This is a genomic window from Rhodococcus sp. NPDC006774 (genome assembly GCF_040636045.1).
GTDB lineage: Bacteria > Actinomycetota > Actinomycetes > Mycobacteriales > Mycobacteriaceae > Rhodococcoides.
On record NZ_JBEYIW010000004.1, the window covers coordinates 264,666 to 290,667 of the forward strand.

The window sequence follows — 26,002 nt, forward strand, 5'->3', positions numbered from 1 at the left end:
GTCCGCCCGCCTTCTTGCTACTCACTGTGCAGGGCGGTACTGAGAGAGCGCTGAGATCCGGCTATCAGTTTGCCGAGAGTGTCCCGGGATCGGGAGCACCTTCGCCGGGCAACACGATTCGTATCAGCGCGCCGCCCCGCTCGGACACCTCGACCCCGATGGTCCCGCCGTGCTTGACGACCACCTGTCGCACGATGGCAAGTCCCAGACCGGATCCGGGCATCGAACGCGACGCCGTCGAGCGATAGAAGCGCTCGAACACCAGCTCGCGATCCTCCTCGGGAATACCGGGCCCAGCGTCGTCCACCGTCAGCTCCAGCAGACCATCGCCGATCTGCCGCATCGCGATTCGAACCTCACCACCGCTCGGACTCCATTTGGCCGCGTTGTCGAGCACATTCAGCACGGCCCGCGATAGTCCCGCTTGATCGCCGTAGACGAACCACGGCATCAGCGTCGCATCGAAGTCGATTTCGTTGCGACGGCGGCGTGCTCGCTCGAGACTGCGTTCGACTGCGTCGGCCAGGTCGACTCGCTCGAACACCGTCTCCGGTGCATCCTCTCGCGCGAGATCGACCAAATCGCCCACCAGCGTGGACAATTCCTGGATCTGCGCCACCACGTCGGTCCGCAGCTCGGCCATGTCCTCGTCCGGGATGGACGGCGCTCCGGGGCGTCCCGCCGCGATCAGCAACTCCATGTTGGTCCGCAGCGAGGTCAACGGGGTCCGAAGTTCGTGGCCCGCATCGGCGACCAATCTGCTCTGCCTGCCACGAGATTCGGCCAGTGCGCGGAGCATGGTGTTGAAACTCTCGGTCAGACGTGCCAATTCGTCGTCGCCGGTCACCGGGATCGGCGTCAGGTCATCGGTGCGTGCCACCCGTTCCGCTGCTGCCGTCAGTCGGGCGATCGGGCGTAAACCGGTGCGTCCCACGGCCATACCTGCTCCGGCCGCCAGTAGCACTCCGCAGGCACCGACGATCAACAGCACCCACGCCAGACGGTCGAGCACTTCCCCGGTCGGCAGCAGTCTCTGTGCGACGACTAGGGTGCTGCCGTCCTCGGTGCGCAGTGCGAGCACCCGCTGATCGTCGAGCGTGCGCAGCGACGATTCCTGTTCCCCTCTCACGACAGCGAGTTCGGCATCGCCGATCGGCACCTTGGGCCCGGGAGGGTTGTAGCTGGACATGTCCGGATAGATCAGCGCCACGCTCACATCGGTGCTGTACAGCGTGGCTCCGGCCACGAAGCGTGGGTCATAGGACACCAGACTGGACTCGGCCAAAGCCGAGGCACGAGAACGCAATTGAGTGTCCACATCGCCGTACAGTGCTCGCGAGACCACCGTGTACGCGGCAATGGCCATGACCGCCACCGCAATTGCGACCACGGAGGCCGCGAGCAACGTCACCCGCCACCGCAGCGACACCGACCGGGTCAGGGGCATCGGTGGTCGCATCGCCGTCGGCGAGGAGCCGACACCGTCGGCCGACTTGCGCCCGAACGACGCGACCATCACGGGGGCGTCTCGCGCAGGACGTACCCCACACCGCGAACGGTGTGGATCAGCCGCGACTCCCCCTCCGCCTCGGTCTTGCGCCGCAGGTACCCGACGTACACCTCGAGCGCGTTGCCCGACGTCGGGAAGTCGTAACCCCAGACCTCCTCGAGGATGCGACTTCTGGTGAGCACTCGGCGCGGATTGGTCATCAGCATCTCGAGCAACGAGAATTCGGTCCGGGTGAGGCTGATCGAGCGTTCGGCGCGCGAGACCTCACGGGTGACCGGGTCCAACGACAGGTCCGCGAACGTCATGGTCTCCGAGTCGATGCCCGCTTCCATCGCGGTACGACGAAGCAACGCGCGCAAGCGAGCCAGCAGCTCCTCGAGCGCGAACGGCTTGGGCAGATAATCGTCGGCACCGGCATCGAGGCCGGCGACGCGCTCGGACACCGAGTCCCGTGCCGTCAACACCAGAATCGGTAGGTCGTCACCGACGCTGCGCAATCGACGACACACTTCGAGGCCGTCGAGGCGAGGCATCATCACGTCGAGAACCAGCGCGTCGGGACGTGCCGCAGCCACCTGCTCGAGCGCGTCGAGCCCGTCGACCGCCAGGTCCACGGTGTACCCGTTGAACGTCAGCGACCTGCGCAGCGACTCGCGCACCGCTCGATCGTCGTCGACCACCAATATCCGCATCCGTACAGTTTGTCCTGGTCGACTGAGATATGTCTGAGAGGGGTACCTACTCCACCTGCGCCGGGCTAATGCGTCGGCAGATTGCGGGCCAGCGGCAGATTCCATTTCCGCCACAGCGCGAGCAGACGCAACCCCGTCGCGAGCACTGTTCCGACCACCAGACCCACGTTCTCCGGCAGCGTCAGAGAATCGGCCAACACGACGGCCGTCGCACCGAGCAACGCGGGGAGGGCATACAGGTCCCGGTGCAGCAGTAGGGGCACTTCGTTGACCAGCACGTCCCGAATAACACCGCCGGCCACCGCCGTCGTCGTTCCGATCAGAGCTCCCGCCAACGCGCTACCACCGGAAGCCAGAGCGATCGTCGCACCGGTCGAGGCGAACAGTCCCATCCCGAACGCGTCGAGCACCAGCACTCCGCGTCGCACCTTGCCCATCTGTCGGTGCGCAACGAACACGACCAGCGAGGCGAGAAAGCCGACGGTGAGGTTCGGCCACGTGTCAAGAGACGTCGGCGGATGGATGCCGAGCAGCAGATCACGAATGATGCCGCCGCCGATGCCCGTCGTGATTCCGACGACGCACACCCCGAACAGATCCAATCGGCGGTGCACTCCGACCAAGGCGCCCGAGGCCGCGAAGACCGCGATACCGATGAGTCCGAGCACGTCGAGAAGCATCGGAACAGCATGTCACGGGGCTGACAGGGGTTTGACAGCAACATCCGACCGCTGCCACAGCATCGGCGAGCAACCTCGAGACATCACCGATCACGACACCGAGGAGCACATCATGCGCAGTGGATTCAAGAAGTCGATCGCAGCCGTCGCAGCTGCCGCCGCACTCACGCTGGGCGGTGGAGCCGTCGCCAACGCGTCGACCACCGACAACCTGATCAAGATCCCGGACGTGTACGACATGACAGCGACCGCTGCCGAACAGACCCTGGAGGATCTGGGATTCACGACCGTCAACATCAAGGGATCCGACACCGACGGAACCGCAATCGGAACCAATTACCAGAAGGGCGTCGAGGTCGACAAGAACGCCGCAATTCTCGTGATCACCGGGACCGTTCGCTAGCTCGGCCCCACGGCCCCGTCGTCGTCGACGGCGGCTGGGCTGTCGGCGTTGTCGTCACAGGCGATAGTCTCGGTGCGCAGCAGAATTTCGCAGAACCGAGGTGAACGAACAAGTGCCGATCATCGACAATGCCGTCTACGTCGACGGGAAACGTACTGCCAATCCCGAAAGCCTCGATATCACCTTCGAGGTCATGCGTGAGCGGCACGGAATGGCGTGGATCGGGCTGTACCGACCTGAGGTCGCCGAAATCATGGCTGTGGCAGACGAGTTCGGTCTGCACCGCCTCGCCGTCGAGGATGCCATCGCAGCCCACCAGCGGCCGAAACTGGAACGGTATTCCGAGCAGTTGTTCGTCGTTCTCCGACCCGCTCGATACGTCGACGAGACCGAAAAGGTCGAATTCGGCGAGCTGCACATCTTTCTCGGTCCGGATTTCGTCGTCACCATCCGCCATGCCGAATCACCCGACCTGGCGATGGTGCGAAAGCGCCTAGAAGGATCTCCCGAACTGATCGAACTCGGTCCCGAGGCGATTCTCTACGGCATCCTCGATCAAGTGGTCGACGAGTACGTCCCGGTGGTGACCGGACTGCAGAACGACATCGACGAGATCGAGGATCAGCTGTTCACCGGCGATCCGTCGGTCTCGCGTCGTATCTATTCACTTCTGCGTGAAGTGTCCGAATTCGACCGTGCTGCAAAGCCACTCGTCGAGATGATCGAATCACTCAAGCGAGGGTCGGACAAGTACAACGTCGACGTGGAATTGCAGCGATACCTGCGCGACGTGCACGATCACGCGATCCGCGTCTCCGACCGCATCGAGTCCTTCCGGGCCAACCTGCAGAATGCGTTGACCGTGCACTCGACCATCGTCGCGCAGCAGCAGAACGAGGAAATGCGCAACATGACCGAGGCCAGCCTCGAGCAGAACGAACAGGTCAAGCGCATCTCGTCATGGGGTGCAATTCTTTTCGCACCCTCCCTGATCGCCGCCATCTACGGCATGAACTTCGACGACATGCCGGAACTGAAGTGGCAACTGGGCTATCCGATGGCACTGATCGCCATGTTGATCTGCTCGACTGCACTGTTCGTGGTGTTCAAGCGCCAGAAATGGTTGTAGTGCGCTCCGCGCAGTGACTAGGACGAACCGAACCTCGGACCGATCGGGATGTCGCGGGTGAAGGTCAACCTGTCGAACTCGTTGCCGTATTCGTCGATGGCGCCGATCGTCATTCTGCTGGCGGTGATGCCCGGAATGCCCGGCACCACATCGACTCTGACGAACGAGTAGTTCAAAAATCGCACCCTCGACCAGGTGATGGACTCGGCCGACTTGGTGCCGTCCGGTGCCCAGACGTAGCTGTTGGGAACTGCCGTGTCGGGCAACTCGTTGCCGCGGTAGCTCACGCCTTCGCCGTCCTGGAACGTGTATCGCGGACGACCACCACCGCCGACGGTGTAATACACGGTGCCGTCGCTCTTTCCGCTGACCGTGGCGTTGTCACCGGCGACCCGCGTCGCGCGATTGCCACGGATCGGATCGGTGCGCTCGAAGACGTGATTGTGGGCCTGGAGCACCACATCCACCTCGTAACGGTCGAACAGCGCAACCCAGGCGTCGCGCACGCCCCCGTCGCTCGCGTGGGTGGACGTCGTCGAGTACGCGCAGTGGTGGAAGAAGCAGACGATGAAGTCGATGTTCGGATCGGCACGGTACCTCGCCAATGTCTGCTCCACCCAAGTGTTCTGGGCTCCACCGCTGTACCCGGTATTGGCCTTGATCTCGTAGCTCACGTCGTTCGCGTCGAGCGACAGAACGGCCGTGTTGCCGTACACGAACGAATACGCCGACGGGCAGCCCTTCGGCCCGTTGCTCGGCTGATCGAGACGCGCCGCGTGGCCGCCGTATCCGTTGGGGCTGTACAGCGCTTCCATGTCGTGGTTGCCGGTGGCGAACAACCACGGCGCGGTCGATGCGCTGGCTTCGATCGCCTGAAAATAGCCGTCCCAGACGTACGGGTTGAACTTGTCGAATCCCTTCGGCGGCGTCTGGCCGTGCTTGGCGAACTGCGGCGGCAGACCGCCACCGGACGGGTCGGCGTACGCGATATCACCGGCGAGGATGTGGAAGTCCGGGTGCGAGGCCTCGATCTGCCGATTGATGTTGCGCGCATGCTTGACCGACGGTTCGTTGTCCGCCTTGTAGTACTGGTCGTCGTAGTCGCCGGCGACCAGACCTGCTGGCTGCGAGGGGGTTTCGTCGACACCCTGATCGCCCATCATCGTGAACCGAAACGGTGCGATGCGGCCGGACGGTAGCGCCGGAGACGCGCTGCGGATATCGCTCACGAAGCCGTCGGCGGTGCGCCAGCGGTAGTAGTGCGGCAACTTCGGCGTCAGATTGTCGACGGGCACATGCACGTAGTACTGCTCCGCCGACAGAATCCCGCCGTCGGTCTGCGGTACCTGACTGATCAGATTGCGTACCTCGGCCGACGTCGTCGCACCGAGGGCGGGCGTGGGGCCGTGGTCGAGAAAGACGCCGGTCAGCCCGGGGTTCCGAGAGAGCTGAGCCGAGAACCGCAGCTGCGTCGCCGGATCGTTTCCGAACCCCATATGCCTACCGGCCACCGCCAGCGGAGCGTCCTGCGCATAGGCGGTGCGCGCGAACACCGAATTCCCGACGCCTACCGCGGCTGCCGTCGCGGCGGCTCCCACCAGAAAGTTTCGACGACTGACCGGGTGCCGCCGCAGAAACGAACGATGCCAATCATGCTGCTCGGCCATGGTCATGTTCTCGGCGAGCGTGCCCGGGATTCCGGTCGCGACGGTCTCGCCTGCGGGATTGAGCGTCATCAGTCGATCGTGGCGGTGACGCCCGCTCTATCCGTTAACCAAGCGAAGCAGTTGAGTGAACAGCACGAGAACACCGATGCACAACGGGACGAACGCGGACAATCCCGCCGGCCGTCGCCACGACTCCGTTCGACGTGGTCCGTTGAGACTTACACTTTCGAAATTTTCGATTTACACTGAAGTATGACCATCCTTGCCGAGCAGACCGTAATGCCACCGACCGGAGCAGACGCTGTGGCCACGCTCCGCGAGCTGGTCGAGTTGCTCGAGACGAGCCAGAATGTCGTTCTGGCGGACGATGAGAATGGCACGCGTCATGCCCTCCCGGACAGCGTCCGCGACGTTCTTCGCAAATCCTTGGCCGCCATGATCGATCATCAGGCGGTGACTATCGCTGCCAGCAGTACTGTCCTCACGACTCAGGACGCCGCTGAACTTTTGGGAATCTCCCGCCCCACGCTCGTTCACCTACTCGAGACCGAAAAAATTCCGTACACCAAGCCCAATCGACACCGCCGCATCCTCCTCGAAGACGTTCTCACCTATCAGCGGATGCTGGCAGAGACACGACGCAGAGGGCTCGATGCAATGGTCGCCGAGGCAGCCGAGGACGACTCGTACAGATCAGTCAACGGCTTTACTGCCACCCGCTGATCGGGCGGACCGATATGTCGTTCCGAGTCGTATTGGACGCGTGTGTTCTGCTGCCGTACCAGTTGTGTGACCTCTTCCTCCGCCTGGCTGAGAGTGATATGTACGAGCCTCTGTGGTCCGACGACATTCTGAATGAGGTCGAACGCAACCTCGTCGCCAAGTTCGCCAAGACTCCGGCCCAGGCGAGCCGACGCGTCGGCCAGATGCGTGAGAACTTTCCTGTTTCCGCGGTAGACGGTTACCGCGATCTGATACCGACGATGACGAACCACCCCAAAGATCGCCATGTGTTGGCAGCAGCCGTGCGGGGAGGAGCTGCGCTGATCGTCACCGCGAATCTCACAGACTTCCGCCCGGATGCTCTGCGCCGCTACGACATCGAAGCCATTCACCCCGACGACTTTCTCCAGGATCAACTCGATCTCGATCCCGCCCGCACTCTGCGCTGTCTCGTCGAGCAACGGGATGCCTACACTCGACCGACATTCTCCGTCAACGAGTTCTACAGCTCCTTGGCCAAGACGGTCCCGATGTTCGCCGCCGAGGCTGCGCGGGCAGAAGCTGCGCACATCGACCCTGACGCACCACTTCCGCTGGAAATAGTGTCGGGCGAAGACGCCATGCTGGCGTTCTTCCCTGACGGCAATCCGACCCCCGCAACTCCACTCGGCGCAGCGTTTCTGTGGTGGCAGGCCCTGCTCAACATCGACGACTACATGGCAGTCCTCGAAAGCCTCAGCTCGAATCCACAAGATTGGGGGGACTACCGAGCAATCGCCGACACGCTTCAAGGGTGGTCGATCATGCAGTACGTCGAAACATGCACAGACGCGCCTGATTCCATTGCCTACATCAAATTCATGCCCGATTCCGGCCACCCAATGCGCGCGTTCGGGGCCGTGCCGCTCACCCGGGTACAGGTCCTGACCGTCGAGAAGTGCCCGGATGGGTACTGGCGTGTGTGGGGACTGTCTGAAAACTACTTTCCCTCAGCTGCAAGGGTTCTGTACGGCACCGAAGAATGATGTCCGTCAGCAACGCGAAAACAGACCGCCCGGGGTGTAGGGGAACGGGACCGAATGCACGGAAGTGCGATGTTCGGACGGGATTCCGGCAATGAGGCCCGATAGTGTGCAATCTAGCCCACCAGCCGGAACCTAGACTCCCCCACCGAATGCGAGTCCCAGTAGATATGTCGCCCCGGCCGCGCCGTAGCCGATGGCCAGCTGTCGCAGAGCACGTTTGACCGGCGGTCCACCGCTGAGCAGTCCCACCACCAGTCCGGTGCAGATCAGGGCGATTCCGACGAGGACTGCCGCAACGATGAGCGCAACGAAGCCTTCGAGGCCGAAGAGATAGGGCAACACCGGGATGACAGCGCCGGAGGCGAAGAAGCAGAAGCTGGCACCGGCCGCGCCCAGTCCGGTTCCGATGGACTCGTGCTCGTCCACGTCGGGTGCCATCTCGTCGTCGGTGGGCAACAGCCGCAACACTTCCGACGCTTTGGCGTCGGCCTCCTCGTGTGTCATTCCCCGGGCCCGGTACACCAGCGCCAGTTCGTTGGCGTCGACGTCCAGGTGCTGGACGGCATCGCTTGCCGCGCTGTCCGGGGACGACGCCTCGAGCAACTCGCGTTGCGAACGGACCGAGACGTATTCGCCCGCACCCATGGACAGCGCGCCGGCGAGCAGGCCCGCGAGTCCGGTGACCAGGACGATCTGATTGGACACTCCGGAGCCGCTGATGCCGAGTACGAGCGCCAGGTTGCTCACCAGTCCGTCGTTGGCACCGAACACCGCGGCCCGGAACGTTCCTGACAGCCGATTGCGACCGCGAGCTGCCAGCGCCCTGATGACCTCGGCGTGGATCTGTTCATCGGCCGTCATCGCTTCGGTGGCATCGTCGTCGGTGGCGTACGGCGAGCGGGTCTCGGCTCGTTGGGCCAACGCGAGTACGAACACCGAACCGAAGCGACGTGCCAACACCCCGAGGATGCGGGTGCGGATGTCACCCTTGAGCGGCATCCCGACGCGGTCACCCAGCAGATTTCGCCAATGCTGCTCGTGTCGGCCCTCCGCATCGGCGAGGGCGAGCAGAATCTCGCGCTCCTCGCCGCTGCGTCGGCCCGCCAGATCGCGATAGACGGCGGCCTCGGCTCGCTCGTCGGCGAGGTACTGCCGCCACCGCTTCACATCTCGCGCACTGGGCCCATCGTTCATGAAGTGAAGATAGACCCGTCGGCGGTCAGCTCGGGTCGTACACCCCGGTCTGCACTGCTTTGACCAATCTCCGTGGCACTCGGAACTCGCGACCCTGGAAACGCACGGTCACCAGATCTGGAGCAACGGCTTTCCATTGCGCACGACGGCTCCGAGTGTTGGAGCGCGACATCTTTCTCTTCGGAACAGCCATGGTTCAGGAATCCTTTCGGCTTCGGCGGCCGTATCGCTTCTCGAACTTCTCGACGCGTCCCTGGGTGTCCATCACGCGGGCGGCTCCGGTCCAGAAGGGGTGCGATTCGGACGAGACGTCGACGACGACCAGTGGGTAGGTGTTGCCGTCGTCCCATTCGGTCTCGCGCGCGGATGTGACGGTGGATCTGGTGAGGAACTTGTTGCCGGTACTCGAGTCCTGGAACACGACCGGGTGGTAGTCGGGGTGGATGCCTGGTTTCATTCTTGTGCCTCTCGTGCTTGTTCTGCGTACGGGGATTCGCTGCTCTCGCAGGGGTCTTCGTGCCACTGGCCGAACGGGTCGGTCCAGGTGGACCACAGAGCGGGGTCGGTCATCTCGTCGTCGGATACCAACGCCCACTGCAGTGTTCGGTCGATCTCGGTGGGGTCGGCCTCGTGGACGAGGATCACCAGAGAGGTGTCTCGATCACCGAACTGCTCGTCCCATCGCAGTGCCGCCATCGCACGTCGGGTGGTATCGATACGCTCCTGTTGCACGGGAGTCATTGCGGCAAGCCACTTTCCGGCGCTGGCAACACGAAGGCCGCCGCCGGCCGATTCGATCCACAGCGCTTCGTCGGGCTGCGTGGCGACCCACGCCCGCCCCCGCGCGGTGACGACTCCGTCGAGCAGCACGTCGATCGCCTCGTGCAACCGCTCGGGATGGAACGGCCGGGTTGCGGTGAATTCGACCAGCGTGACTCCGCAGTCAACGCTCAACGGCGGCTGGCCTCGCAGCAACGGCGAGTGTGCGTCGGTGATCGCACCGCGTCGCGCATCGGTCGGCACGGACGCGAGAAGCGCTGGGGCGTCGACCAGCGCATCCTGGGAGACCCAGACGACGGGAGCGTTCGGCGCCAGACGCGCCAGCACCGCCGCGAGCCTTGCCCGCTCCCACGCGTCGACGTCGGGACCGGCGGTGACGACGAGCGCGTCCGCGTAATCGACCTGCCCGACCACCAATTGCGCGACGGTTCGATCGTCGTCACCACTGGCGACGATGCCGCGGTCGGCCATGGCGTCGTCGCCGGTGGCGTCGGCCAACCAGGTTGCGGCATCGAGGCAGTCGATCACTGCCTCGATGCGGACGTCACGAGAGGCCGGGCCGTCGATCTGCCCGACGATGCCGGCCACGACGACGTTCTCGACGGCCCAGCACAACGCCTCGGGTTCGAGGGCGGGGTCCATGGCGAGCACGATGCGATCGACGTTGCTGCGGGCGGACAGCGCACGTAGCAGCGGCAGCAGGTCTTCGCGGAGCGTGCAGGAGACACAGCCGTGCGCCAGTTCCAGGATGGTCTCGCGGGGATTCTCGCCCAGCACACAGAGCGTGCGACGCACGACTCCTTCGGCGACGCGACTCAGATCGTGGCGAACCGCGACGGTCCCCGGCGCGAGCAGAGATGTCACGACCGCATCCATGGCTCCGGTCCAGCCGGAGACGAGGACCATCGGGGTTCGATCGTCCGGTGAGTAGTTCACGGGCACCCTTCTTTTCGACAACGATTGTCATTACTTGTGGTTGCACGCTACATTCGTGGACACGCTTTGTCGAAAACGATTGTCATAACGGCAAGAAAAGGAGTGATCGTGTCAGCGCACTGCCAAGTCACCGGCCGCACCCCCGGATTCGGAAAATCGGTCTCGCACTCCCACGTGCGCACCAGCCGAAGATGGGATCCCAACATCCAGCGCAAGACGTACTACGCACCGAGCCTCGGCCGCCGCGTCACTCTCACGCTCTCGGCCAAGGGCATCAAGACCATCGACCGCGACGGCATCGACGCCGTGGTGGCCAAGATCCGCGCACGTGGGGAGAAGATCTGATGGGCAAGAGCACCGACGTACGTCCGATCGTCAAACTGAAGTCGACGGCCGGCACCGGATACACCTACGTCACCCGCAAGAACCGCCGCAACGATCCCGACCGACTGGTGATGAAGAAGTACGACCCGGTCGTGCGCAAGCACGTCGATTTCCGAGAGGAGCGATAACCGTGGCGAAGAAATCGAAGATCGCGAAGAACGAGCAGCGCAAGATCGTCGTCGCCCGGTGGTCGTCGCGTCGAGCAGAGCTCAAAGAGACAATCCGTAGGCCCTCGAGCAGCGATTCCGAGCGCGCACAGGCCCAAGCAGCACTGCAGCGTCTGCCACGCGATTCGAGTCCGGTACGATTGCGCAATCGTGACGCTGCGGATGGACGTCCGCGCGGTTACCTACGGAAATTCGGGCTGTCCCGCGTGAAAATGCGCGAGATGGCACACCGTGGGGAGCTGCCAGGCGTCCACAAGTCGAGCTGGTAAGGGAAAAGGTAGAGATGGCAGTCAAGAGAGCACCGTCGAAGAAGGTCCGCGCAGAGGCGGGTCGTCGACCGAAGAAGAACCCGTTGAACGCCGCCAAGGTGACCACGGTGGACTACAAGGACATCAACCTCCTTCGTCAGTTCATCTCGGACCGCGGCAAGATCCGCAGCCGTCGGGTCACCGGGCTCACCCCGCAGCAGCAGCGCCAGGTCGCTGTCGCAGTGAAGAACGCTCGTGAAATGGCATTGCTGCCGTTCACCAGCCGCTGATCCAGACTTTTCGTTCAGAGAGGCCACGTAGCCATCGGCTACGTGGCCTCTCTGTCGTTCCCGATCCAGAGATGAGCAGTCCGTAGATGTCCGGCGTCCTCGAGGGCTTCACCGTCATCTTCGTCGTCATCGCTCTGGGTTACCTGCTCGCCCATCTGAAGGTGCTCGGCGATCATGGCCAGTTCGTACTGAGCAGGCTCGTGTTCTTCGTCGCGACGCCTGCCTTGCTGTTCGTCACGTTGGCCAACTCGGATCTGTCGGTCATCCTCTCGCCCACGCTGGCCGTGGCCGGTGCCACCGCCTTGCTCGTCGGTGCCATCTATTTCGTCATCGCCAAGCTCGCGCTGAAACGAACCGTGCCCGACGCGACCATCGGCGCACTCGCGAGTTCGTACGTCAATGCCGCCAATCTGGGCATCCCGATCGCCGTGTTCGTACTCGGCGACGCGAACTTCGTCGCTCCTCTACTGCTGTTCCAGATCATGATCTACACCCCGATCGCGGTGACCATCCTCGACGTGTCGACCGAGATCGAGAAGGTCTCTCTCTTCAAGACCGTCACCACGCCGTTCCGCAATCCGATCGTGGTGGCCGGAGCGGCAGGGCTCGTTCTCTCGATCACGGGCTTCGAGCTGCCCGAGGCGTTGATGCAGCCGTTCCAGCTGGTCGGAAATGCGTCGGTCCCCGGCGCATTGCTCGCCTTCGGCCTGTCCCTCTACGGTGCCCGGGTACTGCAGAAAGGCATCAGTCCGCGTCGCGACGTAGCCCTGGCAACGGTGTTCAAGATGGCGCTTCAGCCGGTGCTCGGCTACCTGATGGCTCGGTTCGTCTTCGGTCTGGACGGGCACGATCTGTTCGCCATCGTCGTGATCTCGGCGCTGCCGACGGCGCAGAACGTGTTCGTTTTCGCCAGCCGTTACCAGCGCGGGGTGGTACTCGCCCGAGACACCGCCTTCGTGACCACACTCGTCTCGATCCCCGTCATAGCGCTCGTGACGGTCTTCCTCGCATGAGCCGAACACAAAGGTTCTCCTCAGCTCCCAGCGCTACGTTGGATTCATGAGGTTTCTCGCTGCAGGTGTCATGTTGTGCCTGCTGCTGGTCGGCTGCAGCACCGCCTCCGGTGGCGACGAGGACACAACCCCGACAGTCGGTTCCACCACCCCTGTGGGGCTCGCCCAGCAACCCAGCGCCCCTCCGGTTCCGCACGAGGTGCCCGTCGGCGACGTCGGCACGATGTTCGAGCCGACCGCCGATCTACTCCGCGCCACCACCACTCCGTTCGAGTCGTGGAGCCAGATCTCCCCCAACACCATCGCGGTCCACTTCGTCACCGGCACTCCCGAGTGCTACGGAGCCGACGCGTCGGTCACCGAGACCGACACCACGGTCACCATCGAACTGCGTACCGGAACCCGGCCCGACGCCGCTGACAAGTCCTGCATCATGGTTGCCGTCTACGCCACCATGCAGATGACTCTCGCTTCACCACTGGGGAGCCGCACCATCCTGAATGCGGCCTGACCCCGGCACCGGTAGTGTCCGGGCAGTGAGCGATCATCTGCCCGACCGAGATCGAAGCCAGGTTCGCGCCGCCGACGCGGACAGGAGCCTCGTCGCGCAGTTGCTGAGCGACGCCTTCGCGAACGGCCAACTCACCGTCGATGAATACGACGAGCGCACCGCTGCGGTGTACCGGGCGAAGACCTACGGCGAACTCGACCTGTTGACCGGCGACCTGGTGCTGTCCCCTCCCCCTGCACATGCACCGTCCGGTGGCCCCACGAACGACCGCGTGATCGCGATCATGAGTGGTGCCGTGCGCAAAGGCGAATGGACCCCCGCCACGCGCATCGACGCGTTCGCATTCTGGGGTGGCATCGAACTCGACCTACGCCGCGCAACGTTCACCACCGAGGAAACCACCATCAACTGCGTCGCCATCATGGGCGGCATCGAGGTCACCGTGCCGCCCGGTGTGAGCGTCGAAGTCCGCGGCATGGGCATCATGGGCGGATTCGAGCACGTCAGCGCGACGCACCCCGGCGCGCCCCGCGTGATCATCACCGGTTTTGCCTTCTGGGGCGGAGTATCGGTGGAGATCAAACCCGCCGACAAGTGATTCAGGATCGCCGACGCTTCAAGTAGTCGGTCACCACCGCGGCACCGAGTCCGTCGAGATCGGGCGCGATGACGCGTCCGCCCACGCGTTCGGCCATCTTGTCGACAACCCGCGCGAGGCCCGGATCGTCGCCGAGCCGGAAGATCGTCACCTGCGCACCGAGTTTCGCGACGGTATCGAGCTCGCGCACCGTCAGCCCCAACGTCTTCGACGACGGCGGGTAGTCGAAATACGCGTGACCGTCCGGTTCCAGATGGGCCGTCGGCTCACCGTCGGTCACGATCAACACCACCGGCTGCGCATTGGGATGACGCCGCAGATGCCGCACCGCAAGCATCAGCGCGTGATGCAGGTTGGTGCCCTGATCGTAGGCACCGTCCAAGCCGGCCAGCTCGGACGCCGTCAATGTCTGCGCGTGCCTGCCGAATCCGATGAGTTGCAGGTCGTCCCCGCGAAAGCGGGTGCTCACCAGGTGATTGAGAGCCAGCGCTGTGCGCTTCATGGGCACCCACCGGCCGTCCATCACCATCGAGAACGACGTGTCGACAAGCAGGGCCACGGCAGCCTGCGTTCGCGTCTCGGTCTCGCTGATCTCCACATCGGTCACCTGCAGCTGCACCGGGAAGCCCGATCCTGTTGCTGCTGAGCGCAGTACCGCATTGTTGACCGTGCGGGTCACGTCCCACGGCTCGGTGTCACCGAACTCCCACGCTCGCGACGCTCCGGTGGGCTCCCCCATCGCACCTGCCTTGCGAGTGTCTCGCTCGCCGCCGCGTCGGGACAGCTTTCCCGCGACGTCCTTCAGTGCCGACTGCCCCAGCTGCCGCATCGCCTTCGGCGACAGTCGCCATTGACCGTCGGCACCCTTGTCCATGAAACCCTGCTGCTGCAGCGCCTTTTCGAGCTCGGCGAGCATCCTGGCGTCGGCCGCGGCCTCGGGCCCGAGTTGCTTCAGCAACGCGTCGGCGTCGATGTCGTCCAGCGCAGCTCCGTTGTACTGCTGTGAGAGTTGGTTTCCCAGGTTCTCCAGGTCGGCGATGTCCTGGAGCGCACCGGTGCCGTCGCCGAGTCCCATACCGTTCTCGCCGCGGAAGTTCTGCGAGCCGTCCCAGTCCTCGCCGGGCCGGGCCTGCTGGAGATTCTGATCGAGCTGATCCAGCTGACTCAGCAGGTTCGAATCGCCGAAGGCCTGCTGCGCCAACGCATCGAGCTCTGCCCGCTGTTCGGGACTCAGCGAATTGCGAAGCCGTTGCGCCGCTGCCGCTCGCTGTGCAAGCGAATCCAACAGCTCGTCGACATTCTTCGGGTTCTCCGGGAAGTGCTGACCGTGCTTGTCCATGAACTGCTCGAACTGCTCGTCGGTGTCCTCACCCTTGTTGTGGGCGTCGAGCAATTCGTTGAGGTCCTTCAGCATCTCGCTGATCGCCTGACGGTCCTCGTCGGTGGCACCTTCGAGGGCCTGCTTCATGCCCGCAAAACGCTGATCGAGCATTTCGCGTCCGAGCAGGTCCTTGATCTTCTCGTAGTTCTCGCGTGCCTCCGACGAACGCCAGTCGTAGTCCGAAAGCTCCTGCACCGCTTGCGCCGTGGACGGTGAGAGATCGCCGATCTGCATCTCCTGGAACCGCGCATCGTCGTCGAGGGCACGCGCCAACGCCTTGCGCTCCTCGAGCACGGCCTTGTCCAGCAGCTCACGCACTTCCTGCAACGTGCCGTCGAGGTTGTTCTTCTTCAACAGGTCTCGTCGACGCTTGGCGGCCTGCGCGGCCAGGTCGTCGAGCCCACGCATGTTCTTCGTCCCGCGCCGCAGCATCTCCTGCAATGCCCGACGCGGCGACGCGCCCTCGAGCACGTCCTCACCGATAGCGTCGAGCGCCTCACGCAGATCAACCGGTGGCGCAAGAGGATCCGGCCCGTCGTGATAGCGCCCGTACCTGGAACGACGCATCAGCTGTACACCGTCTGGCCGTCGTCGTCGGGGTCCTTCGAGATCCGACGCGCCAGGTAGAGACCCTCGAGCGCAAGTTCGACGGCGGCCGCTTTCTCGCCGTCCGAGGTGGCGTTCAGACGCTCGTGGATGTCGCCGATGACCTCGACGTCGGGCAGCTCGTCGAGCAACGCCTTGGCGGTGATGCGATCGCCGGTGACGATCGGCTCACCCGTCTCGATTGCCGTCACCAGAGCTGCGAGGTTGATGCCGCCGAGGTGAGCTCGAACGGTATCGGCAGTCGCCCGGCGCAACATGTGCTCGAGCACCTCGATTTCGCGTCCCTCCTCACCCGACTCGAATTCGACCTTGCCGCGCAGCACCTCGATGATGGTGCCGAGATCCACCGGCCGGGCCACGGGCTCGGCCTCACCGAGTATCGCGGCCCGGTGAACGGCTGCGGCAGCGATGGTTTCGGCTGCTGCGATCGCAAATCGAGCGGAAACACCGGAGCGCTGATCGACCGACGGCGACTCGCGAAGCAGTCGGGTGAATCGGGCCAGCACCTCGAGCAGATAGGTGGGGACGGTTGCCTGCAGCTCCGCCTCCTGATCGATGACGGCCACCTCGGCGTCGAGTTCGAGGGGGTAGTGCGTCCTGATCTCCGCGCCGAAACGGTCCTTGAGCGGGGTGATGATGCGCCCGCGATTGGTGTAGTCCTCGGGGTTCGCGCTCGCCACGAGCATGACGTCGAGCGGTAGCCGCAGCGTGTAACCGCGGACCTGGATGTCACGCTCCTCCATGACGTTGAGCAGCGAGACCTGGATGCGCTCGGCGAGGTCGGGGAGCTCGTTGATCGCCACGATGCCGCGGTGGCTGCGCGGGACGAGTCCGAAGTGAATGGTCTCCGGGTCGCCGAGGCTGCGACCCTCGGCGACCTTGACGGGGTCGACGTCGCCGACGAGATCCGCAACCGACGTATCCGGGGTCGCGAGCTTCTCGGCATACCGCTCGGTGCGATGTCGCCACTCGACGGGCAGGTCGTCGCCGAGTTCCTGGGCTTTGCGGATGCTGGCCGGGGTGATCGGCTCGTACGGGTGCTCGCCCAGTTCGGCTCCGGCGATCACCGGCACCCACTCGTCGAGCAACAGATTCAGGGTGCGCAGCAGTCGCGTCTTGCCCTGCCCGCGCTCGCCGAGCAGCACCACGTCGTGACCGGCCAGAATCGCGCGCTCGAACTGCGGCAACACCGTCGAGCCGAATCCGACGATCCCCGGCCACGGATCCGTGCCGTCGCGCAATGCCGTCAGAAGATTTTCCCGCAACTCTTCCTTGATCGACCGCTGCCGATGTCCGGATGCCTTGAGTTCGCCGAGAGTCGAAATGCCAGGTTTGGTAGAGGTCACTTCTCCACGCTACGAGCGTTTGGCCGATGCTGCCATCGAGAGGGAAAGAGCGCTGCCGCCGAGTTCGCACCTATGCCACTCGAAATGGACAAATCACCCGCGTAAGTGCGACCTCGCTACACCGGGGCACCCGCGGCGCGGAGCTTTGCCCGCACGCGTGCCACCACCTCGTGCGGTCGCAGCCGCATCTGCTCGGAATTGACGCGGACGATCTGCCACTCGGCACGATCGAGATCCTCGAACCGCTCGATGTCACGGGTCCGCTGACGCTCGTCGAGCCAGTGGTGAACGCCTTCGTATTCCACCCCCACCCGCCAACGACGCCACCCCATGTCGATGCGTGCCACGAATCTGTTCGAACTGTCACGAATTTCGATTTGAGTCTCGGGCTTCGGGAGCCCCGCCTCGACCAGAGCCAATCTGGTGCGCGTCTCTTGTGGCGACTCTGCACCGCAGTCGACGACATCGAGCGCACCGAACAGGCTCCGGATGCCTCGGGTGCCCGGTCGCTGCAGCGCATACGCGCGTATGGCTTCCTCGTCGACGCAGGTTGCGGCGAGTAGTGAGTCGAGAAAGACCACCGACAGCGGCGACGGCACCCAGCGACCGATATCGAATCCGGTGCGCACGGGTGTGGACACCGCGAATCCCTGAGCGATCATGACGTCGTCGGTATCGAACGCGTCGTGGTGGATTCGGAGCCCGGGCAACTGGTGCGATCTCCCGGTCGCCAACACACTCGGAGGAGTACTCGGGTCGATCCACTTCGCGCCGTGGACTGCCGCCGCGGAGACCCCTGCAATCACGGCACCATCGCCGACGCAGATCGATGCGGCGATAGCCATTGTTCGCGCATCGACAATGGTCCCGTCGCAGACATACGTGTCGCGACAGACCCTGACGTAGTTGCGGCTCAGCTCGTACCTGCTGAGAGCGCCCGAGCGTATCGCCTGCGAACCCCGAAACGGCCCGATCTGCATCCCCATGGCTTCAACCTTGGCAGGGTCGCCACCAGGGAAAGGGCCTGCTCAGCGATCTGTGGATAACTTTTTGCCTATCCACAGATCGCCGAGTTCGCAGTTATGCGGCCATAAATGGGGTATGGGCCTGCATAACTGCGACTTCGGCGTCATTCATCAGTGAGCGAAGTGCCGCGATCCCGTGAGGTACAGCGTCACTCCCGCGTCCTGAGCCGCGGCGATCACCTCGTTGTCGCGTACCGAACCACCGGGCTGCACAACGGCTTTGACGCCTGCACTCATGAGAACCTGCAGACCGTCGGGGAACGGGAAGAACGCATCCGAGGACGCGACCGAGCCGACGACGCGATCCCCGGCTCGCTGCACGGCGAGGTGGGCGGCGTCGACGCGGTTGACCTGGCCCATTCCGACGCCGACGGACGCACCGTCGTGGGCGAGCAGAATCGCGTTGGACTTCACGGCTCGGCCTGCGCGCCAAGCGAATTCGAGATCCTTGAAGGTCTGCTCGTCGGCGGGTTCGCCGGCTGCGAGGGTCCAGTTGGCCGGGTTGTCTCCGTCCGCGTCGAGCACGTCCCGTTGCTGCAGCAGTGCGCCGCCGGAGATCGGCTTGAGTTCGACGCCGGAGGTGGGCGGTGCGACCGCGAGCAGCACGCGAATGTTCTTCTTGCGCTGCAACACTCCGAGGGCACCGTCGGCGTAGGACGGCGCGATGATGACCTCGGTGAAGATCTCGGCTACCTGCTCGGCCATCTCGACGGTGACCTCACGGTTGGCAGCGATGACGCCGCCGTACGCGCTCACCGGATCGCAGGCGTGAGCCTTGCGGTGCGCCTCGGCGATGTCCTTGCCTACCGCGATGCCACAGGGATTGGCGTGCTTGATGATGGCGACGGTGGGCTCGGCGTGATCGAACGCCGCACGCCAGGCTGCATCGGAATCGGTGAAGTTGTTGTACGACATCTCTTTACCGTGCAACTGCTCGGCCTGCGCGATGCCTGCGGCAGCGGACGAGTCGACGTACAGGGCCGCCTTCTGGTGCGGGTTCTCGCCGTAGCGGAGCACGGCCGAACGGTCCCAGGTGCCGCCGATCCACTCCGGGAACACCGTCTCGGTGTCGGGGGTCAGCACATTGCTCATCCACGATGCCACCGCGACGTCGTAGGCGGCAGTGTGCTGGAAGGCCTGCGCGGCGAGCGACGTGCGCTCGGCGAGGGTGAATCCGCCACCGGAGACGGCGGTGAGCACGTCCTCGTAGCGGGCCGGGTCGACGACGACGGCCACCGACGGATGGTTCTTGGCCGCGGCGCGCACCATCGACGGTCCGCCGATGTCGATCTGCTCGACGCATTCGTCCGGCGTCGCGCCACTGGCGACGGTTTCGGTGAACGGGTAGAGGTTGACCACGACGAGCTCGAACGCCTCGATGCCCAATTCCTCGAGCTGCGAAAGATGTTCGGGCTTACGGGTGTCGGCGAGTACGCCGGCATGCACGCGAGGATGCAGCGTCTTGACGCGGCCCTCGAGGGTCTCGGGGAATCCGGTGAGGTCCTCGACCTTGGTGACCGGGATTCCGGCGTCGGCGATCTTGCTCGCCGTCGATCCGGTGGACACCAGAGCGACGCCTGCGCTGTGCAAGCCGGTCGCCAGTTCGATCAGTCCGGTCTTGTCGTAGACGCTGACCAGCGCGCGGCGCACTGCTTTACGTTCACTCATCGGATTATCTGAGCCTTTCGTCCATCGGAGGTGACACCTTTGGCGGCCACGGCTGCGATCACGTCGACCAGCAACCGTCGCTCCACAGTCTTGATGCGTTCGTGCAACGCGGATTCGTCGTCGCCGTCGAGAACCGGTACGGCTTCCTGCGCGAGGATCGGCCCGGTGTCGACGCCGGAATCGACCAGATGAACCGTCGAACCGGTCAGTTTGACGCCGTGGTCGAGTGCGTCCCGCACGGCATGTGCACCGGGGAACGACGGCAGGAGCGCGGGGTGGGTGTTGACGATGCGTCCGGTGAAGGCACCCAGGAACTGCGGGCCGAGGATCTTCATGAAACCGGCGGTGACGACCAGGTCGGGCTCGAAGCTCGACGTGGCATCGGTGAGCGCCTGGTCCCAACCCGATCGATCCGTGAAGTCCCGCAGGGCGATACGAAAGTGCGGGATAGCGGCATCGTCGGCACGGCAGACTGCATCGCAGTCGCGGTCGACTCCCACGGCGACGATGCGGGCGGGATAGTTCTCGGTGGCAGTCGCGGCTATGAGCGACTGCAGCAGCGAGCCGGTCCCCGACGCGAGGACGACGACCCGCGCGGGTGTCTCACGCAAGGCAGTCAGCGCACTACTCCTGAATCATCGAGGCGGATCGTTCGAGCCAGCGGAAAGCCTAGTCGCTGCGCCCTCGAGCCCTACCGGGCAGGTCCGTCCTGGTCTCCGGGAGGAGCGACGATCTCGGCGTCCAACGGTTCGTCGGTAGCGGCCTCGACGGTCGCATCCGGTTCTTCGGCCGGGGGCATCTCGGCCGGGACTTCGTCCACGACCTCCGCCTCGACGACCTCCTCGGCCTTGTCGGCCTCCTGGACCTGTTCGTCGTCCTCCGGCTCGGATGGGGCGGCCTCGATTGCCAACTCGGCCGCAGGCACGGGCATCGGAACGGGCTCGTCGAGCGGCGGCTCGGGTTCTGCTCGACGCCACACGACGAGGGCCGCGGTAATCGAACCGGCGACGGCCAGCCACGCGAATGTCAGCAGTCCGAAGCTCCACACGGTGACTTCGACGGTGCCGAAGGTGCCGAGGTTTCCGCCTGCGGCGTAGCCGAACAACGCTGCGAGCACGCCGGTTGCAGCCGCCACGACCCACACGGACGACACTGCGACCTGGATGTCGGCGCTGCGGATCGCGCAGTCGCGGCCGAGCAGCAGCCCGGCACCGATCGGAACGGCGAGCATGACGACCCAGATCGTCTGGGCCGATCCTTCGGGCAGAACAGCCAGGATCGGCAGCGGCGGGAGCGGTCCTCCCGTGGTGGAGAACAGACTGACCGACGCGTCGCCGAACCCGGCAGTGGAACCGGTGGCCACCGCGAGAGCACCGATGACGACGTTGGGGAGGTAGAGCACCGACACCACGGTCAGTCCGAGCATGCCGACGACATCGCGTCCGCTCTCGAGCAGCGCGCCCGCGGTCTCCCAGGAGGCGAGCAGGGCGAGCAGTACGACGGCCGCGCCGCCTGCAGCAAGAATCGATATCGCGCGTACGAAGGGCGCAACGAGCGCGCGCACCCAGTCCGGGAGTCCGCCGCGGATCAAGGGTGAGTCCCAGCGGGCGAGCAGCAGACCGGTTCCGGACGCGGCCGCATGCACGCCTGCGACCCAGGAGAAGGCAACGAGGGCGTTCGGACTGGACAGCCCGATGACGGTCGACGCGTCCTTGGCGACGGCCAGGGCGATGGCGGTGACGGCGAGCGGGCCCGCCATCGACGCCGCGAACACCCACCGAACCACTCGGCGATCGGTGCCGGAGTCCACCGCGTGGTGGACGGTACGGGCGACGGACCAACCGATGATCAGTGTCGGCAGAAGCGGTGCGACGCCGAGGGACGTACCGCCGATGCTCAGGGGTACCAGGTGCACGGCGAACCACGACCCGGCGATCGCCCCGAGGGTTCCCGTGAGGTCGCTGTTGACCGAGACCAGGGTGATCAGAGCAAGGGTCGTCGCAATCACCACGACCAGACCGGAGGTCTTGAAGGCCACTGCGGCGAGCATGCGCGACTGATCGGGCGTCGGGCCGGTGCTCGCGCGGGGAGCCCGGGCGGCCGCGCGTCGCGTCTCTCGGTTCAATAGATCGCTCATCGCAACGAGAGTCGCATCATCTTCGCGGCGCGCCGGTCAGGCGCGCCGCGAAGCGGGTTGTGATGCCTGAATCAGTCGTGCTTCTTCTCGTCGTCCACAGTAGGAGTGGCACCGAACGACTGCGTCGGCGCGCCGTACGGCGTCGACTGGTCGCCGGATTCGGGCTCGTCCGACTTCGCTGGGGGCTGGCCGTATCCGGACGGCTGGCCGTACTGGTACTGATTCGGTGGGTAGGCCTGCCCGGCGGCCGGAGCACTCGGACCGGTGTACGGCGGCGGTGCGTAGCCGCCCTGCGGCGACGGGGTGTTGGGAGCGGACTGTCCGTACGACGGCTGTCCGCCCGGGTTGTAGGAATGCTGCCCCGACGACTGCCCGCTCGGTGCTTGACCGAAGTTCGACGACGTTCCCTGAGGCTGACCGTACGACGGCGGATTGCCGTAGGCCTGCGGCTGCGACGGTCCACCGAACGATGTGGTCGGCGCGTTGTACGGGTTCTGCTGGCCGTATCCGGCCTGCTGGTTCTGATTGCCGTAGCCCGCGGGCTTGGGAGCCGGAGCCTTGACGATGCCCGCGTCGAACAGCAGTGCAGCCACCGCGGCGGCAGCCTGGACGAAGCCGAGGACGAGCACCAGGATCGCACCGATACCGAGCGAGCTGGTGGTGCTGGCGAACTCGTTGCCCTCCGCACTGGGCAGACTGAACGACTGGAAGACCAGCACCAGCCAACCGGCGATCGCCAGGGCGGCCACCACGGCCTGATTCCTGGCGTCCTTCTGCAGCAGCGAGGCACCGGCGATCAAGCCCGCTGCCAGCAGCAGAGCAACCGACACCGCGCTACCGCCGGACGCGAAGAACGTGGTGCTGAACGACGTCTGGATGCTGCTGGGAAGTTCCTGGGACGAGGTGACCTCGGCGGTGACGAGGTCGAGCAGTCCGAGCAGGAAGGTGACGACGCCGAGCCCGAGGATCACGAACGTGAGAATTCTCGGCAGGCTCGACAGAGCCGATCCAGGCGACTTCGACTGCGGTGCAGCGGAAGCCGGGCCGGTCGAGCCCGGTGCCGAGGTGCCGGGTACCGGAGGGCCGAAGGGATTGGACACCGACGGCTGGTGAAACGGCTGGTTCTGGCCTGGATGACCTTGCGGGTTGGACGACGGCTGATTCGGCGAGGACGACGGGCCGTAGGACGGTCCACCTCCGCCGTAGCCACCAGAGTTGGAGCCCCCTGTTTCGGGGCCGCCGGGCGAGTAGGTCATCGCGTCTCCTCATCTGAGATTGTCCGTACCCCAGGTCGGTCGGGTCCGAGAACTCACGCTACTGCACGGACCCGACCGATCACGGAACCGAAAGGTCAGCGGGCTGCCACCAACTCCTGGTCGTGTGCCTCAGCGGCCTCGAGTTCCCGAACCAGCGGCAGGACCTTCGCCCCGAAGTACTCGATCTCCTCCTGGAAGTGCAGGAATCCGCCGAGAATCAGGTCGACGCCGCGGCGACGGTAGGCGACGATGCGCTCGGCCACCTGTTCCGGGGTGCCGATCAATTGGGTCTTGAAGCCGTCGTTGTACTGAACGAGGTCCTCGAACGTCGAGTCCGCCCACATTCCCTTCTTGTCGCCCGTCGAATTGCCTGCCTGTTGCACCGCTCCTTTGAAACCTTCGACGGCAGGCTTGTCGGCCTTCTCGATGATCTCGCGCAATGTGTCTCGCGCTTCCTTTTCGCTGTCTCGCGCGATGATGAAGCCGTTGAGCCCGAACTTGACCTCACGCCGGTGATCACGCGCGACGCGTCGGAGGTTGTCGAGTTGCTCGGTGACGCCGTCGAAATCTTTGCCGTTGCTGAAGTACCAGTCCGAGTACCGCCCGGCATTCTCCTGCGCTGCAGACGAATTGCCGCCCTGGAACAGTTCGGGGTTGGGACGATCGGGAGTGTTCAGCGGTTTGGGCTTGAGTGTGAAGTCGTGGATCCGATAGAAGTCGCCTCGGAAGTCCACGTCGTCCTCGGTCCAGATCTTGCGCAGTACCTGCAGGAATTCTGCACTGCGCCGGTACCTCTCGTCGTGTTCGAGCCAGGGCTCACCGAGGTGGGTGAACTCGTCCTTGAACCAACCACTGACGACGTTGACCGCGAATCGGCCGTTCGACAGGTGATCGGCAGTGGCACCGAGCTTGGCGAGGACCGCCGGCTGCCACAGCCCGGGATGCACTGCTGCAATGACTTTGAGTCGTTCGGTGGCCAGCAGCAGCGCGAGCGAGAAGCTGGTCGACTCGTGCTGAAACTCTGCCCCGTAGCTGGCTTCGTAGCGAACCTGACTCAAGGCGTACTCGAATCCGTTGTTCTCGGCCGTCTGCGCCAGCTTCTTGTTGTATTCGTAATCCCAGCTGGTGCGTTGCTCGATGGTGCTGGTGACCAGACCACCCGAGACGTTGGGTACCCAGTAGGCGAATTTGATTGCGTCGGTGATTTTTTCGGTGCTCATCGTTGTTCTCCTACCAGTGCGTTCTACGAGTACCAGGTCGGCTCGGGCAGTTCGCCCGTGAGAACCCAGCGCCCGACCTCGCGTCGCTTGTACGCGACCGGATCGTGCAGGGTGTGCGTACGCACATTGCGCCAGAAGCGGTCGAAGCCGTACTTGCTGGCCGTCGCCCGCGCACCGAGCGCCTCGAACACCGTGGACGTGATCTCGAGCGACACCTCCGTGGCGCGAGCCTTCACTGCGGCGACGCGTACCTCGTGCTCACCGCGCTCTTCGGCGGTGACGTTCCAGGCGTTGTCGTGGATCTTCTTTCCTTCCAACGCAACTGCGTCGGCGAGCGCTTCGACGGCCCACAGCTTGGACGTCAGATCGCCGTAGATGTCGATGATGTACGGCTCGTCGACGGCCTTGTCGACGGTGCTGTGCAGCCACGCCCGGGTCTTGTCCTTGGTGTACGACGCGGCTTCCTCGAGTGCGCCTCTCGCGATTCCGAGGTAGAAGTTGACGAACACGAGTTGGATGGTCGGAACGTTGAGGGTGTTGTAGACGCGCGGCTGAAAAGCTTTGTCCACGAACCCTGCTGCGCTGGCCCAGTCGACGCGAACCTTGTCGATGGTGACACTGCCACTCTCGGTCTGACGCTGACCGATGTTGTCCCAGTCGTCATGAAAGGACAGCCCCTCGATGTTCGACGGCACGATCGCGAACACGTGATCGGTGCTGCCTTCGAGTGCTCCTTCGAGCACGGTGACGTCGGAGATGCGGCTGCCGGTGGAGAACGTCTTGGAACCGTCGAAGACGATGGTGTCGCCCTCGTCGGTGACGGCGACGTCGTTGTCCCGAGGGTTGACGGCACCGCCGAAGAACCATTTGTTCTTCGTAGCGTCTGCTTCGACGGCCTCGATCTGTTCGGGGGTGCCGACGAGTCGAGCGGCCCAGAACCACAGCAGGTGGTAGCCGAGCAATTGACCGATCGAGCCGTCGGCCTTCGAGACGGTGCGGATCACCTGATATGCCGTCGGCCAGTCCTGGCCCGCGCCGCCGTGTTCGACGGGGCCGAGCAGAGTGACGAGGCCGGCGTCCTTGAGCAACTGGACCTCGGCGGCGGGGGCCTCTCGCCCCTTGTCGCGAGCGACAGCGTCGACTGCGAGAAGTTGAGCCACCTCACCGGCGCGGGAAATCCATCCGGCAGCAGTGGTGGGGGCGTCGGGCCAGGCCTTGGTGAGAGCACGGTTCTCGGTGGTTGTCATGACGATCAGTGAAGTCCGGCAACGAATCGATGACCACACTTCGATTCAGCATGATTTTAAGAATTATGTGCCACGTCCGTTTCTGCCCCTCAAAAATACCCCGTGACAGTTATCCATAATTTGTAACGCATCACTAACGGGGGCGATTATTGTTGTGCACATCACA

Annotated in this window: 28 protein-coding genes; 11 read left to right on the forward strand and 17 right to left on the reverse strand. The window is 64.4% G+C overall.

Translation table 11 applies throughout. The features are described 5' to 3' along the window. Positions 1 to 64: 64 nt before the first annotated feature. The 3 genes from ABZ677_RS08575 to ABZ677_RS08585 form a co-directional block, all read right to left on the reverse strand. Entirely contained in the window at positions 65 to 1,516 is a 1,452-nt protein-coding gene (locus tag ABZ677_RS08575) for a HAMP domain-containing sensor histidine kinase (RefSeq protein ID WP_094633116.1), read from the reverse strand. Beyond that, on the reverse strand, positions 1,516 to 2,202 hold the full coding sequence (locus ABZ677_RS08580; RefSeq protein ID WP_032395747.1) for a response regulator transcription factor: 687 nt from the start codon (positions 2,200 to 2,202) through the stop codon (positions 1,516 to 1,518). The genes ABZ677_RS08575 and ABZ677_RS08580 overlap by 1 nt, the downstream gene beginning before the upstream one ends. Before the next feature lie 65 nt (positions 2,203 to 2,267). Next, positions 2,268 to 2,882, reverse strand: a complete 615-nt coding sequence (locus ABZ677_RS08585) for a trimeric intracellular cation channel family protein (protein WP_037191954.1) — start codon at positions 2,880 to 2,882, stop codon at positions 2,268 to 2,270. A gap of 31 nt (positions 2,883 to 2,913) precedes the next feature. On the opposite strand from ABZ677_RS08585, the gene ABZ677_RS08590 reads away from it, so the two are divergent. After that, complete coding sequence (locus tag ABZ677_RS08590; protein WP_170945720.1) at positions 2,914 to 3,285, forward strand: PASTA domain-containing protein; 372 nt, start codon at positions 2,914 to 2,916, stop codon at positions 3,283 to 3,285. Positions 3,286 to 3,397: 112 nt separating this feature from the next. Next, positions 3,398 to 4,414, forward strand: a complete 1,017-nt coding sequence (locus ABZ677_RS08595) for a magnesium and cobalt transport protein CorA (protein WP_037192223.1) — start codon at positions 3,398 to 3,400, stop codon at positions 4,412 to 4,414. 17 nt (positions 4,415 to 4,431) lie between these two features. Here the strand turns inward: ABZ677_RS08595 and ABZ677_RS08600 are convergent, their stop codons facing one another. After that, complete coding sequence (locus ABZ677_RS08600) at positions 4,432 to 6,150, reverse strand: metallophosphoesterase (protein ID WP_358368355.1); 1,719 nt, start codon at positions 6,148 to 6,150, stop codon at positions 4,432 to 4,434. 183 nt (positions 6,151 to 6,333) lie between these two features. Here ABZ677_RS08600 and ABZ677_RS08605 point away from each other — a divergent pair, with 183 nt between their 5' ends. Both ABZ677_RS08605 and ABZ677_RS08610 read left to right on the forward strand, forming a co-directional pair. Beyond that, positions 6,334 to 6,804 carry a helix-turn-helix domain-containing protein gene (locus ABZ677_RS08605; RefSeq protein ID WP_358368358.1) on the forward strand — a complete coding sequence of 157 codons (471 nt, stop codon included), beginning with the start codon at positions 6,334 to 6,336 and terminating at the stop codon, positions 6,802 to 6,804. A 14-nt stretch (positions 6,805 to 6,818) separates the two neighbouring features. Beyond that, positions 6,819 to 7,829 (forward strand): PIN domain-containing protein, encoded by a 1,011-nt coding sequence (locus tag ABZ677_RS08610; RefSeq protein ID WP_358368361.1) that lies wholly within the window; start codon positions 6,819 to 6,821, stop codon positions 7,827 to 7,829. Positions 7,830 to 7,961: 132 nt separating this feature from the next. Here ABZ677_RS08610 and ABZ677_RS08615 read toward each other — a convergent pair whose 3' ends face one another. Genes ABZ677_RS08615 through ABZ677_RS08630 form a run of 4 tightly spaced genes read right to left on the reverse strand, consistent with a single transcriptional unit; the run spans position 7,962 to position 10,709 of the window. Then, the gene (locus ABZ677_RS08615; protein ID WP_037191946.1) at positions 7,962 to 9,023 is read right to left on the reverse strand and encodes a VIT1/CCC1 transporter family protein; all 1,062 of its coding nucleotides are present in this window, start codon (positions 9,021 to 9,023) and stop codon (positions 7,962 to 7,964) included. Positions 9,024 to 9,048: 25 nt separating this feature from the next. After that, positions 9,049 to 9,216 (reverse strand): 50S ribosomal protein L32, encoded by a 168-nt coding sequence (gene rpmF, locus ABZ677_RS08620; protein WP_032388658.1) that lies wholly within the window; start codon positions 9,214 to 9,216, stop codon positions 9,049 to 9,051. A gap of 3 nt (positions 9,217 to 9,219) precedes the next feature. Beyond that, positions 9,220 to 9,480, reverse strand: coding sequence for a type B 50S ribosomal protein L31 (locus ABZ677_RS08625; RefSeq protein ID WP_037191944.1), 261 nt, complete (start codon positions 9,478 to 9,480; stop codon positions 9,220 to 9,222). Continuing rightward, positions 9,477 to 10,709: a GTP-binding protein gene (locus ABZ677_RS08630; RefSeq protein WP_358368589.1), complete on the reverse strand. Its 1,233-nt coding sequence runs from the start codon at positions 10,707 to 10,709 to the stop codon at positions 9,477 to 9,479. The genes ABZ677_RS08625 and ABZ677_RS08630 overlap by 4 nt, the downstream gene beginning before the upstream one ends. A 138-nt stretch (positions 10,710 to 10,847) precedes the next feature. Here ABZ677_RS08630 and rpmB point away from each other — a divergent pair, with 138 nt between their 5' ends. From rpmB to ABZ677_RS08665, 7 genes are all read left to right on the forward strand, one after another. Continuing rightward, positions 10,848 to 11,084, forward strand: coding sequence for a 50S ribosomal protein L28 (gene rpmB, locus ABZ677_RS08635; RefSeq protein WP_032404320.1), 237 nt, complete (start codon positions 10,848 to 10,850; stop codon positions 11,082 to 11,084). Further along, complete coding sequence (gene rpmG, locus ABZ677_RS08640; protein ID WP_170944568.1) at positions 11,081 to 11,251, forward strand: 50S ribosomal protein L33; 171 nt, start codon at positions 11,081 to 11,083, stop codon at positions 11,249 to 11,251. The genes rpmB and rpmG overlap by 4 nt, the downstream gene beginning before the upstream one ends. 2 nt (positions 11,252 to 11,253) lie before the next feature. Beyond that, positions 11,254 to 11,559, forward strand: coding sequence for a 30S ribosomal protein S14 (gene rpsN / locus ABZ677_RS08645; protein WP_037191942.1), 306 nt, complete (start codon positions 11,254 to 11,256; stop codon positions 11,557 to 11,559). Positions 11,560 to 11,573: 14 nt separating this feature from the next. After that, positions 11,574 to 11,828, forward strand: a complete 255-nt coding sequence (gene rpsR / locus ABZ677_RS08650) for a 30S ribosomal protein S18 (RefSeq protein WP_008719028.1) — start codon at positions 11,574 to 11,576, stop codon at positions 11,826 to 11,828. A gap of 86 nt (positions 11,829 to 11,914) precedes the next feature. Further along, complete coding sequence (locus tag ABZ677_RS08655) at positions 11,915 to 12,841, forward strand: AEC family transporter (RefSeq protein WP_037191940.1); 927 nt, start codon at positions 11,915 to 11,917, stop codon at positions 12,839 to 12,841. A 46-nt stretch (positions 12,842 to 12,887) separates the two neighbouring features. Beyond that, the gene (locus ABZ677_RS08660) at positions 12,888 to 13,352 is read left to right on the forward strand and encodes a hypothetical protein (RefSeq protein ID WP_037191938.1); all 465 of its coding nucleotides are present in this window, start codon (positions 12,888 to 12,890) and stop codon (positions 13,350 to 13,352) included. 25 nt (positions 13,353 to 13,377) lie between these two features. Then, the gene (locus ABZ677_RS08665; RefSeq protein ID WP_358368371.1) at positions 13,378 to 13,950 is read left to right on the forward strand and encodes a DUF1707 domain-containing protein; all 573 of its coding nucleotides are present in this window, start codon (positions 13,378 to 13,380) and stop codon (positions 13,948 to 13,950) included. Position 13,951: 1 nt separating this feature from the next. Here the strand turns inward: ABZ677_RS08665 and ABZ677_RS08670 are convergent, their stop codons facing one another. From ABZ677_RS08670 to ABZ677_RS08710, 9 genes are all read right to left on the reverse strand, one after another. Further along, positions 13,952 to 15,898 carry a VWA domain-containing protein gene (locus tag ABZ677_RS08670; protein WP_037191934.1) on the reverse strand — a complete coding sequence of 649 codons (1,947 nt, stop codon included), beginning with the start codon at positions 15,896 to 15,898 and terminating at the stop codon, positions 13,952 to 13,954. Continuing rightward, positions 15,898 to 17,283: an ATP-binding protein gene (locus tag ABZ677_RS08675; protein ID WP_037191931.1), complete on the reverse strand. Its 1,386-nt coding sequence runs from the start codon at positions 17,281 to 17,283 to the stop codon at positions 15,898 to 15,900. Before ABZ677_RS08675 ends, ABZ677_RS08670 begins: the two co-directional genes overlap by 1 nt. Before the next feature lie 116 nt (positions 17,284 to 17,399). Further along, the gene (locus ABZ677_RS08680) at positions 17,400 to 18,128 is read right to left on the reverse strand and encodes a hypothetical protein (RefSeq protein ID WP_358368376.1); all 729 of its coding nucleotides are present in this window, start codon (positions 18,126 to 18,128) and stop codon (positions 17,400 to 17,402) included. Positions 18,129 to 18,419: 291 nt separating this feature from the next. After that, complete coding sequence (purH, locus tag ABZ677_RS08685; RefSeq protein WP_358368378.1) at positions 18,420 to 19,976, reverse strand: bifunctional phosphoribosylaminoimidazolecarboxamide formyltransferase/IMP cyclohydrolase; 1,557 nt, start codon at positions 19,974 to 19,976, stop codon at positions 18,420 to 18,422. Next, positions 19,973 to 20,587, reverse strand: coding sequence for a phosphoribosylglycinamide formyltransferase (gene purN, locus ABZ677_RS08690; RefSeq protein WP_037191924.1), 615 nt, complete (start codon positions 20,585 to 20,587; stop codon positions 19,973 to 19,975). Before purN ends, purH begins: the two co-directional genes overlap by 4 nt. Before the next feature lie 80 nt (positions 20,588 to 20,667). Further along, positions 20,668 to 22,113 (reverse strand): DUF6350 family protein, encoded by a 1,446-nt coding sequence (locus ABZ677_RS08695; RefSeq protein ID WP_358368381.1) that lies wholly within the window; start codon positions 22,111 to 22,113, stop codon positions 20,668 to 20,670. A gap of 71 nt (positions 22,114 to 22,184) precedes the next feature. Continuing rightward, the gene (locus tag ABZ677_RS08700; protein ID WP_358368382.1) at positions 22,185 to 23,369 is read right to left on the reverse strand and encodes a DUF5336 domain-containing protein; all 1,185 of its coding nucleotides are present in this window, start codon (positions 23,367 to 23,369) and stop codon (positions 22,185 to 22,187) included. Positions 23,370 to 23,464: 95 nt separating this feature from the next. Then, entirely contained in the window at positions 23,465 to 24,589 is a 1,125-nt protein-coding gene (sfnG, locus tag ABZ677_RS08705; protein ID WP_358368384.1) for a dimethylsulfone monooxygenase SfnG, read from the reverse strand. Positions 24,590 to 24,612: 23 nt separating this feature from the next. Continuing rightward, complete coding sequence (locus tag ABZ677_RS08710) at positions 24,613 to 25,836, reverse strand: acyl-CoA dehydrogenase family protein (protein WP_358368387.1); 1,224 nt, start codon at positions 25,834 to 25,836, stop codon at positions 24,613 to 24,615. Positions 25,837 to 26,002: the final 166 nt, after the last annotated feature.

Bases quoted from the DNA above. Each gene is read 5' to 3' on its own strand.
- ABZ677_RS08575 (WP_094633116.1), bottom strand. From the start codon at position 1,516: ATGGTCGCGTCGTTCGGGCGCAAGTCGGCCGACGGTGTCGGCTCCTCG.
- ABZ677_RS08660 (WP_037191938.1), top strand. From the start codon at position 12,888: ATGAGGTTTCTCGCTGCAGGTGTCATGTTGTGCCTGCTGCTGGTCGGC.
- ABZ677_RS08630 (WP_358368589.1), bottom strand. From the start codon at position 10,709: ATGGTCCTCGTCTCCGGCTGGACCGGAGCCATGGATGCGGTCGTGACA.
- ABZ677_RS08600 (WP_358368355.1), bottom strand. From the start codon at position 6,150: ATGACGCTCAATCCCGCAGGCGAGACCGTCGCGACCGGAATCCCGGGC.
- ABZ677_RS08585 (WP_037191954.1), bottom strand. From the start codon at position 2,882: ATGCTTCTCGACGTGCTCGGACTCATCGGTATCGCGGTCTTCGCGGCC.
- ABZ677_RS08680 (WP_358368376.1), bottom strand. From the start codon at position 18,128: ATGGCTATCGCCGCATCGATCTGCGTCGGCGATGGTGCCGTGATTGCA.
- ABZ677_RS08615 (WP_037191946.1), bottom strand. From the start codon at position 9,023: ATGAACGATGGGCCCAGTGCGCGAGATGTGAAGCGGTGGCGGCAGTAC.
- ABZ677_RS08710 (WP_358368387.1), bottom strand. From the start codon at position 25,836: ATGACAACCACCGAGAACCGTGCTCTCACCAAGGCCTGGCCCGACGCC.
- ABZ677_RS08625 (WP_037191944.1), bottom strand. From the start codon at position 9,480: ATGAAACCAGGCATCCACCCCGACTACCACCCGGTCGTGTTCCAGGAC.
- purH (WP_358368378.1), bottom strand. From the start codon at position 19,976: ATGAGTGAACGTAAAGCAGTGCGCCGCGCGCTGGTCAGCGTCTACGAC.
- ABZ677_RS08655 (WP_037191940.1), top strand. From the start codon at position 11,915: ATGTCCGGCGTCCTCGAGGGCTTCACCGTCATCTTCGTCGTCATCGCT.
- ABZ677_RS08610 (WP_358368361.1), top strand. From the start codon at position 6,819: ATGTCGTTCCGAGTCGTATTGGACGCGTGTGTTCTGCTGCCGTACCAG.
- ABZ677_RS08580 (WP_032395747.1), bottom strand. From the start codon at position 2,202: ATGCGGATATTGGTGGTCGACGACGATCGAGCGGTGCGCGAGTCGCTG.
- ABZ677_RS08700 (WP_358368382.1), bottom strand. From the start codon at position 23,369: ATGACCTACTCGCCCGGCGGCCCCGAAACAGGGGGCTCCAACTCTGGT.
- rpmF (WP_032388658.1), bottom strand. From the start codon at position 9,216: ATGGCTGTTCCGAAGAGAAAGATGTCGCGCTCCAACACTCGGAGCCGT.
- rpsR (WP_008719028.1), top strand. From the start codon at position 11,574: ATGGCAGTCAAGAGAGCACCGTCGAAGAAGGTCCGCGCAGAGGCGGGT.
- ABZ677_RS08695 (WP_358368381.1), bottom strand. From the start codon at position 22,113: ATGAGCGATCTATTGAACCGAGAGACGCGACGCGCGGCCGCCCGGGCT.
- ABZ677_RS08670 (WP_037191934.1), bottom strand. From the start codon at position 15,898: ATGCGTCGTTCCAGGTACGGGCGCTATCACGACGGGCCGGATCCTCTT.
- ABZ677_RS08605 (WP_358368358.1), top strand. From the start codon at position 6,334: ATGACCATCCTTGCCGAGCAGACCGTAATGCCACCGACCGGAGCAGAC.
- sfnG (WP_358368384.1), bottom strand. From the start codon at position 24,589: ATGAGCACCGAAAAAATCACCGACGCAATCAAATTCGCCTACTGGGTA.